We start from the raw sequence: 9,620 nt of genomic DNA, 5'->3' as shown, positions 1-9,620 counted from the left end.
AGAGTATTCTCAAAGTATGATAAAGATATCCTACAGAATAGCAATTTTGAAACAGTTAGAGAAGCGATGAACAGGACTGCCAATTACTTCGAAAAAGAAACAAGTTTTAGGAATTGGCGTAGTTAAGGGATGGTATATGAAACGGAGCGGGGCGGGGGCATTTGCCCAAAAAGCCAAAAAGAACCTAACCCTGCGAGGTCAAAAGGAGGAAAACCATGAACGGAATGAGAAAAAAGATATTGATCGTCGGGGTGGCAATGGTGGCAATATCTGCAGTTGTGGCAACACAGTATGCAAGAGCAGAACTTAGCTATACCTATAATATTAATCATCCGTCCAACGGCTTTATTCGCTTTGTAGGTGGGGACAATGCAACAGACGGAATGAGAGTTCTAAGGGCTGACGGCACCAATACAACCATACAGTTAGATTTCGGAGATCTCACCGCAGGAATTAACAAGACATACACAGCGGCATTTGCAATTGTCAATGAGGAGAATTTCAGTGTTAATATAACAGACATAGAAGTATCAACAACCAGCGGTGCCGACTATCTGCAGATATGGCTTCACGGCGACCCGACAGCAAAGGCGGAGAACGATGCAAGCAGCGTTTTCATGTGGAATAAAAGCACTGATGTAACACCTGCCGATGCAACTGCATGGACTCTTGCTACAGGAAACAGTGATCCTTCCAATATGGACGGAACAAATATTGCTACTGGATGGGATACAACCGCTCAGGTGAGATATACCGAAGATACAACCGCTGCTGCAAGTGGAAGCGATGACTATGTATGGGTACAGATATCGATAGATATACCAAGTTCTCCAGATAATTTAAACGCACACACAGGTACGATAACCTTCGATTTCGAAGCAACGACACACTGATAACTGGCAGGAATACAATCTATCTTTCCCCCTCTTTATTTATAATGGGCGCAAAGAAGAAAATGTTACTGCTGATAGGGCTTGCGATACTTTTTGCTTTCCTTGCAGCAATAATAATCCAGATAGGGTAGAATGAGAAAAAAATCGGCATTAATACTTGCTCTTGCGATATCTGCAATCTTCGTAGGTAGCGTGCATTCCAACATCCTGTATGCAAATCAGTATGTCGTAACAAATATTCAATCATCATACGCCATTATAGGGGAAAATACTACAACTTATGATTTCAGCAGCGGGGCAGGAAATGACAGATGGGCTTACAGGGATGAGGTTTCCCAAAATCCACCGTCAGCAAATAATCTGCCCTCCACGGAATTTAACTCTGCCCAATACAATCGCATTTCAGCAGATGATGAAATCCGTCAAAATGAAAGAGCGGATATTGGGAATTATGCCGCCCACAGGTTTGTCTTTTTCATATATGAGAATGAAATTAACATTACTCTTCTCCATATCCTTTGGAACGGAATAGGGACACATGATATATGGACAGACGGTGCAACCCTCTACATATGGAATTGCACCAGCAGTTCATATGAACTTTTGGACACCAACACTTCTGCTATAGAAATCAACCTAGAGGCAAATATATCTTCCAGTATTGGAAATTATATTAGTAGCGATGGAAATTTGACTGTGCTGGTAGTGCAGAATCGGCCAAGCTTCCGATTTTGGTGGTTTAGGTTCTACTCCCGTTTGCAGACAGACTATATCAAAGTGGACATAACACATACGGAGGGATAAAATGCACCTGGATTTAAAAAAAGTTATTGGAAATATAATCTTCGCTGCAGTCCTTCTTTTAATCATCGGGCGTTTCCTTACAATCGTGGCAGGAACTTCCTTCCCCATGAGCGTAGTATCATCACATTCAATGAGGCCAGCCCTTTTTGAAGGGGATATGCTTCCCTGGATTCCGTGCAGTATAAAGGATGTGCGTGAGGGGGACGTTATTATTTATGAAAGTGCAAATAGCTGGGGCAGGGAATTACTCATAGCCCATCGGGTTTTAGAAGTAGCAACAAGCAATGGAAAAATCACGTTGATCACGAAAGGAGATGCTAACAATTATACTGATCAGGCAGGCCCCCACGTCCCCGAACCGCCTGTGAACGACAAAATGCTCAAGGGAAAAGCAATACTGCTAGGAAGACAACCTATAAAAATACCATTTGCAGGCTACCCGTGGTTATGGATACAGCATGCATTTAAGGAGCTGTCAAAGCCCATGGCATGGGGCAAGCCTCAGGCAGATGTGCATTACGCTGTTTTTGTTCCAACAGCGGTATCCGTTTCTCTTCTCGTGGCCGGTGTTATCATATGGGCTCCAGAAAATGGAAAAAGTTTGAAGGATAAGTTGAAGGATCATATATTTGGCCCCGAACGACTTTCATCAAAACGTGTTTTTGTTTACTCCCTCTTCTTTTACCTTATATTCCTGATGATCGCCACATCATTTTCATACGATAAGCTTTCTTCCTCCCTCGGCGTTGACAAAACCCCGCCAAAGAGTAGTGTTTTCTTTGGTAGCCTGAGTGAAGAGCAAGAATCTTTTCCACAGTCCATATCGGTTGTAAATCCGTCCTTATTTTCTGTAAAGGGATTTATATTTTCATCTGGCAATATCTCGGGTTTTTTAGATTATAGTGGTAATAAAATATTTACATTGAAAAGAGGTGGTAGATTTTCGGGGAACATTACTGCATATATTCCCCGGGGAACAGAGCTAGGGACTTACACGGGCAACGTATACATATACTCCTCTCCTTATTGGAAACTGATACCATCTTCTTTTATCCGTTCTCTGCATAACTGGAATCCGCGGGGAACGATTATAGCTCTTTCTGTTATATCCGCATTGGTAATGTCAATTATTACGTCTCTCTTACTCATGGCTACATCAATAGCGGTAGGGAAATATGCGGTTATGAGATGCTATTTATCGTGGACATTACTGCCCGCGCATGTAGGAATGCATTCGGTGTACAAATCATTCCATTCGTTTTCTTTTTCTGCTGGAAGAATAAAGAAGAAATGCATGAATGCTCTTAAATGGATGGATGGTGAATTGCACTGGATTGAGTTTGGCATTAAAAAGCCCTTTATCGCTTCTATTGGCGGCTTCGTTATGGCTTTGCCACTGCTTTATTGTTTTGAAAATTTTGTTTATTTGCTTTTTTTATCCTCATTTTTTGGGGGGATTATTGCTTACGCCATTGGATGCAGATGGAGAGCCGAGATAATGCTTTCTGCCCTTCTTGTAAATACATGGTTTTCTTCTCTTTTTGCCGTCAAATCTTTTTTATACATATTCCGGACAAATCATTCACTGCTTGTGCCTTTTTCTTCCATAATCACAATTGCTGGCATAATTTTATTTCTCTTTGCCATTATGGCTATTCCTGCCTGCCTTCTTTCATGGCTTCCGGGATATGCAATTCATTCGTTAAGGGAAAGATTGGATTATGGGGTGATGTTAAAGGGGTGTGATATATGATGGGTAAATTGAAAATTTTTTGGGAAAAATTGAAAAAAATGGTGTGGCCCTTCTGGGGTGATGACAAGTCAGGCAGTATTGCATATTTTGAGGATACGGGAGAGGAGATGGGCATCGTAAAAAAGGTTATAAGGGACAGCAATGGAAAGGTTGCCGGATATGAGATAGAAGATGTCAAATCCAAAAAAATTCTTTCCATGTCAAGAGACTCTTTTGAAGTTACGGGAAGAGGGCTCATATTCACTCCCCTCTGGTATTCGGAAGCAAGGGAATTTATAGAAGAACTGGAATTTAAAACGAAGATGCCGGGGCTGAGTGACATCATATCTGAGGGTAATCTATCGAAAAGGGAGCTTGACGAGGTTGTGAAAGCCAATCCAGAGCTGAATAAATATTTGGAAAATGCTGATTTGTTTAAAAAATCCCTTGGAAAAAGACTGAACGATCTGGAAGAAAAAAGAATTGATGTAAGAAAAGAATTGATGCTCATTTCTGAGAAGAGGCTTCTGGACGAAATCGGCAGGAGAGAGTTCACCCAAGCTGTAATCGGGGCAAGAAGAAATGCTCACATTCTGGATTTGAACATAAAGAGATGCAGGGAGCTTCTAATCCGCCTTGAGAGTATACCGTTTATACCCAAGCACATCAGCATACCTTACATGGCAACACAAAAATCGGAAGAGATAATGCCGTTGGAGGAGTTGGTTAACAATATTCCGATAAATGTGATGGTCATAAACAGCGATGGTAAAATTCTAAGTGTAAACGAGCAATTCATGAATAACCTTCTGTATAATGCTGAGGATATCAAAGGCAGGGAATTGAACGAGTTTGTGCCAGATGCTGGTATCATAATAAAAACTTTTAACGGGCTTAGTACACACGAGTCAGGGGATGTCGAATTTACTTTTATTGATGGAGAAAGTAGGGAAAGAAAAATGTTCGGCAGATCTCTGAACATAAAAAATGGCAAGGAAGGCATAAATGTGCTGGCATTCCAGGAAAAATTGGAAGAGAGCGAAGAATTCAGAAAGATATTTGCAAAGGAGATATCTCATCAATTTTTCAATCCGCTTTGCATAGCCCAGGGATATCTTTACCTGCTGGACGAGGGCAAATATGGAGAGCTCACAGAAGGGCAGAGAAAACAGGTAAAGTCCATATCTCAAAGCCTGAAAAGAATAGAAAAGCTCGTTAAGGAAACAATAAAAGTGAGTTCATGACTGGCCGTGGATGATGAGCCGGATATCTATCTAGAAAAATACAAAGGAATGCAATTGGGTAGACTAAAGCCGCATCTCTTCCTTACGGATACAAAAATGAGGGTATGGATGGTATAAAGGCCACAAAAAGACTGAAGGAAATTGACCCAGACGCAAACAGGGAAGTGCTTAAAAGAATAAAGACCGAGTTGGACAAACTTTAAACGCTCTAGCTCATTCATTTTTTGATGGGTGACATTCAGCAGTATTTTTCAGGAATAAAAAGACAGGTCGAGAATTGTTACAGGGTGGCTAGAGAGGCAAGAAGCAGGGGGTTTGACCCGAAAAGAGAGGTAGAAATTCCCACGGCCAACGACTTCGCTGACAGGGTGGAAGAATTGGTCGGCCCGGCAGGGATTGCGGACAGGATAAGAACTTATTTAAAAAATATGAGCAGGGAGGAAACGGCAATATCTGTCGCTGTGGAAATAGCAGAAGAGATGGCAGGGAGCACAGAAAAAACCGTTGACCAGGCAGTACGAACAGGGCTGGCGATACTGACGGAGGGTGTTCTTGTCGCCCCGATAGAGGGGATATCCGAAGTCAAAATAGCAAAAAACTTTGATGGCAGTAATTATGTCGATCTCTATTTCGCCGGGCCAATCCGTTCTGCGGGTGGGACGGGAGAGGCAATGAGCGTATTGATAGCAGACATTGTAAGAAGAAAACTGGGCATAGACAGATACAAGCCGACTGAAGATGAAATAGAGAGATATAAAGAAGAAGTGCCTCTATACGACAGGATAGCCACACTCCAATATGCACCATCGCTGGAAGAGATAGAAAACATCGTGGGAAACTGCCCGATATGCATCAACGGCGAGGCTACGGAGGACAGGGAAATAATGGGCAAGAGGGATTTGCCGAGAGTAAGAACAAATAAAGTCAGAGGGGGAGCATGCCTTGTAATATCCGAAGGATTAAGCCTCAAAGCCCCGAAAATTTTGAAGCATGTCAACAAGATGAAACTCGAGGGTTGGGATTTCCTAAAAGCTTTTCTTCACGAAGAGGGAGAGGAGAAAAATGAAATTGTTCCCTCCTGGAAGTATATTGAAAGCCTTATAGCTGGGAGACCCGTTTTTTCCCACCCGTCCAGCAAGGGCGGGTTCCGTCTCCGTTATGGAAGGGGGAGGACGTGCGGACTCGCATCAACGGCAATAAATCCTGCTGCCATGTATATCCTTGACAACTTTATCGCCATAGGAACACAGATAAAAACCGAGAGGCCGGGCAAGGGAACGGTCGGAACACCCTGCGATTCTATAGAGGGGCCGATGGTGTTGCTTAAAAACGGGGATTTCATGCAGGTTAACGCTCTTGAAGAAGCAAAAAAGATTAAGGACAGGGTAAAGGAAATCATAGATCTGGGAGAGATACTCATTTCTTTCGGAGAATTTGTGGAAAATAATGCAATCTTGCCTCAGGCAAGCTACTGTTATGAATGGTGGATACAGGAACTCCAGGAGAAATTGGGTTGCCTTAACGAGGATGAGGAAGGAGAGAAAAAAGCCGAGGTGATTGTTTCAAACGAACTTGGTCATAAAGTAAATTTGAAAGAGCTTTCCCCGGCAGATGCTTTTCGCATATCCGAAAAGTTTGACGTACCCCTCTATCCCTCATACAACCTATTCTGGCACGATATTTCTCCTGACGAAATAAAATTGCTGGCAGATGCTATCGAAAAAGCAGGATTTGATGAATTTCTAGCCATTTCAAAAGATAAAAAAATAAAGGAAATACTGCTCAAACTCGGTGCCCTTCATAGGGAAAGGGAAACAATAATCATAGAAAAATATGCATACCCCCTCATACGGTGCTGCGGATTTGATGTGGAAGATGGAAAGATAGGAAGGAAAAGGGGTGTGGATCAATTATTCAGCTTAGGGGATCCAATGAAAATGGTGTCCGAACTTTCTGGAATAAAAATAATGCCCCGCGCCCCGCAGAGAATAGGAACAAGAATGGGAAGGCCTGAAAAAGCGGCTGAGAGAACGATGAGAGCCAGTCCCCATGTTTTATTTCCTGTAAGCGAGGCAGGAGGCCGGGAAAGATTGGTGAATTCTGCCCTCAGGGCAAATAAGATAAGATTTGAGGCGGGTGCCAGGAAATGTGAGAGATGCAAAAAAATTACATATAAAACAAGATGCGATTGTGGCGGCTTGACCTCATACACGGGAAAAATAGATACCCATGAAGTGAAACTTTATATGGAAATAGAAAGAGCGAAGAAAAACATAGGCATGATTTCAATACCGGAAAAAGTGAAGGGAGTGATTGGCCTTTCGTCAAAGAATAAGACGCCGGAATGTATTGAGAAAGGGCTTTTGAGGGCAAAACACGGCGTTTATGTATTTAAGGACGGTACCGCGCGTTTCGATATGACAAACATGCCATTGACCCATTTCCGACCCGATGAAATCGACACATCCGTAGAAAAACTTCATGCCCTAGGATATGACAAGGATTGGAAAGGAAAACCCCTGGAAAGAAAAGACCAGATATGCGAATTGAAGATACAGGATGTCGTACCGTCAAAAAAATGTGCCACATACATGCTCAAAGTCGCAAACTATATTGATGAACTGCTGGATAAGTTTTACGGAATAGAGCCCTTCTATAATGCTTCAGATATGCAGGATTTAATAGGCAGTATGGTCGTCGGCCTTTCACCCCATACATCGGCAGGCGCGGTTGGTCGTATCATAGGATTCATAGATGCAGACGTTTGCTGTGCCCATCCATTTTATCATGCGGCAAAAAGGAGGAATTGCGATGGTGATGAGGATACGCTCATGCTTCTCCTTGATGTCCTTATAAACTTTTCCCTTGAGTACATTCCTGAAAAGCGCGGCGGGCACATGGATCTGCCGTTGGTTCTTGCAACAAAAATCTCCCCGTCAGAAATAGATAAGGAGGCACAGAGCATGGATTTGCTTCGCCTTTACCCTTTAGAATTTTACAGGGCTACGATACGACATGCCCACCCGAAGGAATTGGAAAAAAAGATGGATTTGGTTGCTTACAGGATAGGAACAGGTAGGGAATACAGCGATTTTTCTTTCACCCATGACACCAGGAATATATCAGAAGGGACAAAAACATCATCATACAAAACTCTCAAAAAAATGGAAGATAAGCTTGACGCACAGCTTGAACTTGCCAGAAAAATAAGGGCTGTTGATGAGAACGACGTTGCTACGAGGGTTATACAGACCCACTTCCTTCCAGATTTGATCGGAAATTTGAGGGCGTTCACAACGCAGCAGGTGAGGTGCGTTAAGTGCAATAAGAAATACAGGCGGATTCCTTTAAGGGGAGTATGCACAAAATGCGGCGGCTCTCTGACACTTACCGTTCACGAAAAATCCATAAAGAAATACTTGGAGCCAGCAAAAAAAATAATGAACGGATTGTCCATTCCTGAGTATACGAAACAGCGCATCCTAATTTTTGAAAAATCTGCCGAATCGTTATTTAAAAATGATAAAATAAGGAAGACGAAGTTAAGCGATTTTTTCAAATAGAAAGCTTACGTGTTAACATAAACCAAGCAGTGGGACAGAGAACATCAGAGAGATTTATAATTAGCGATAGTCGTTTATATTGCAATTGCATTTATACAAATAGGCGATTGGATCATGAAAAAGTGCCTTATATTAATTGTATGCTTGACTTTATTTATTGGCATTTTTGTTTCTGCAGATGACCCTTCGATTTCCTTAAAAATCGGGATATACGAAAACGAACCGCTTATATTTACAGATGAAAACGGAACTGTAAAAGGGATATATGCAGACATAGTAGAATACATTGCATCGGAGGAAGGATGGAAAATTGAATATATTCATGGGACCTGGGATGAATGTTTGAATCGCCTAAAAAATAACAGCATTGACATATTGACAGATATAGCTTACACTGAGGAGAGAAGCAAGATATATGATTATACAAACGAAACTGTTCTTGCCAACTGGAGTCAGCTCTATATCCAGAAAGGATCCAAAATCCAGACGTTTCTTGACTTGGAGGATAAAAGGATAGCCGTTGTTACAAGCGATGTTTACAATGTAGGCCCTCAGGGAATTAGAAAACTTATGGAAAAGTTCGATATAAATTGCACTTTTGTTGAAGTTAAGGAATACGCAGATGCTCTTGAATGTATAGAAAATAAGAGTGTGGATGCAGGAGTTGTCAATCGACTTTTTGGTATGAAATTTGAAAGTAAATATGAAATCGATAGAAGTCCAATTTTATTCTCACCGATAGAACTTCATTTCGCATTTCCGAAAAATGCAAGCATGAACCCCTATTTGATTGAAAAAATGGATTGTCATGTAATAGAGCTAAAAAAAGATAAGAATTCTATTTATTACCGATCGATAGAAAAATATTTGGGTGCAGGAGTTACGGAGGAGATTGTTGAGATAGTTCCTGAATGGATAAAAAATGTATTGATGGTTTCCAGCGGAGTATTAATCCTCTTTTTGATTATGAATATGTTATCGAAAGCAGAGATTAAAAGAAAGACAATTGAATTACGGGAGAGCCAGGAAAAGCTCGAGAGATTGTTCATGGATAATCCCGAAGCTGCCGTTCATCTGGATTCGGATTCTCACATATTGAATATTAATTCCCGTTTTGCAAAGCTTTTTGGTTATTCATTGGATGAAATCAAAAGTAAATGTATCAATGATGTAATAGTGCCAGAGGACAAGATGAAAGAAGCAAAGATGCTGGACAAAAAAGTTGGGGAAGGATATATTTATCATGATACTGTTAGAAACCGAAACTCCGCATTTTTAACCCATAGGTAATGCCTCCGGAAACAACTCAATCATCCTATGGGCTCTTTTTGGAATCTTAGCAAGATATTTTCTGCCGTTTTTCTCAGAGATTAGCATGACCTTT

General features: G+C 41.5%; 6 protein-coding genes. All 6 read left to right on the top strand.

Annotated elements, in window-relative coordinates; genetic code table 11:
- The first annotated feature begins 215 nt into the window (after positions 1 to 215).
- The 6 genes from U9O96_03125 (at position 216) to U9O96_03100 (ending at position 9,526) form a co-directional block, all read left to right on the top strand.
- Complete coding sequence (locus U9O96_03125; protein ID MEA2054099.1) at positions 216 to 893, top strand: hypothetical protein; 678 nt, start codon at positions 216 to 218, stop codon at positions 891 to 893.
- A 132-nt stretch (positions 894 to 1,025) separates the two neighbouring features.
- Positions 1,026 to 1,697, top strand: a complete 672-nt coding sequence (locus U9O96_03120; protein ID MEA2054098.1) for a hypothetical protein — start codon at positions 1,026 to 1,028, stop codon at positions 1,695 to 1,697.
- A gap of 1 nt (position 1,698) precedes the next feature.
- Positions 1,699 to 3,450: a signal peptidase I gene (locus U9O96_03115; protein MEA2054097.1), complete on the top strand. Its 1,752-nt coding sequence runs from the start codon at positions 1,699 to 1,701 to the stop codon at positions 3,448 to 3,450.
- Positions 3,447 to 4,673 (top strand): histidine kinase dimerization/phospho-acceptor domain-containing protein, encoded by a 1,227-nt coding sequence (locus U9O96_03110; GenBank protein ID MEA2054096.1) that lies wholly within the window; start codon positions 3,447 to 3,449, stop codon positions 4,671 to 4,673. The genes U9O96_03115 and U9O96_03110 overlap by 4 nt, the downstream gene beginning before the upstream one ends.
- 227 nt (positions 4,674 to 4,900) lie before the next feature.
- The gene (locus tag U9O96_03105; GenBank protein MEA2054095.1) at positions 4,901 to 8,236 is read left to right on the top strand and encodes a DNA polymerase II large subunit; all 3,336 of its coding nucleotides are present in this window, start codon (positions 4,901 to 4,903) and stop codon (positions 8,234 to 8,236) included.
- Between the two features lie 114 nt (positions 8,237 to 8,350).
- The gene (locus U9O96_03100; protein MEA2054094.1) at positions 8,351 to 9,526 is read left to right on the top strand and encodes a transporter substrate-binding domain-containing protein; all 1,176 of its coding nucleotides are present in this window, start codon (positions 8,351 to 8,353) and stop codon (positions 9,524 to 9,526) included.
- Positions 9,527 to 9,620: the final 94 nt, after the last annotated feature.

The sequence above is a fragment of the Candidatus Thermoplasmatota archaeon genome, from assembly GCA_034660695.1.
GTDB lineage: Archaea > Thermoplasmatota > E2 > UBA202 > DSCA01 > JAYEJS01.
This window is presented reverse-complemented; position numbering and strand designations above follow the sequence as displayed.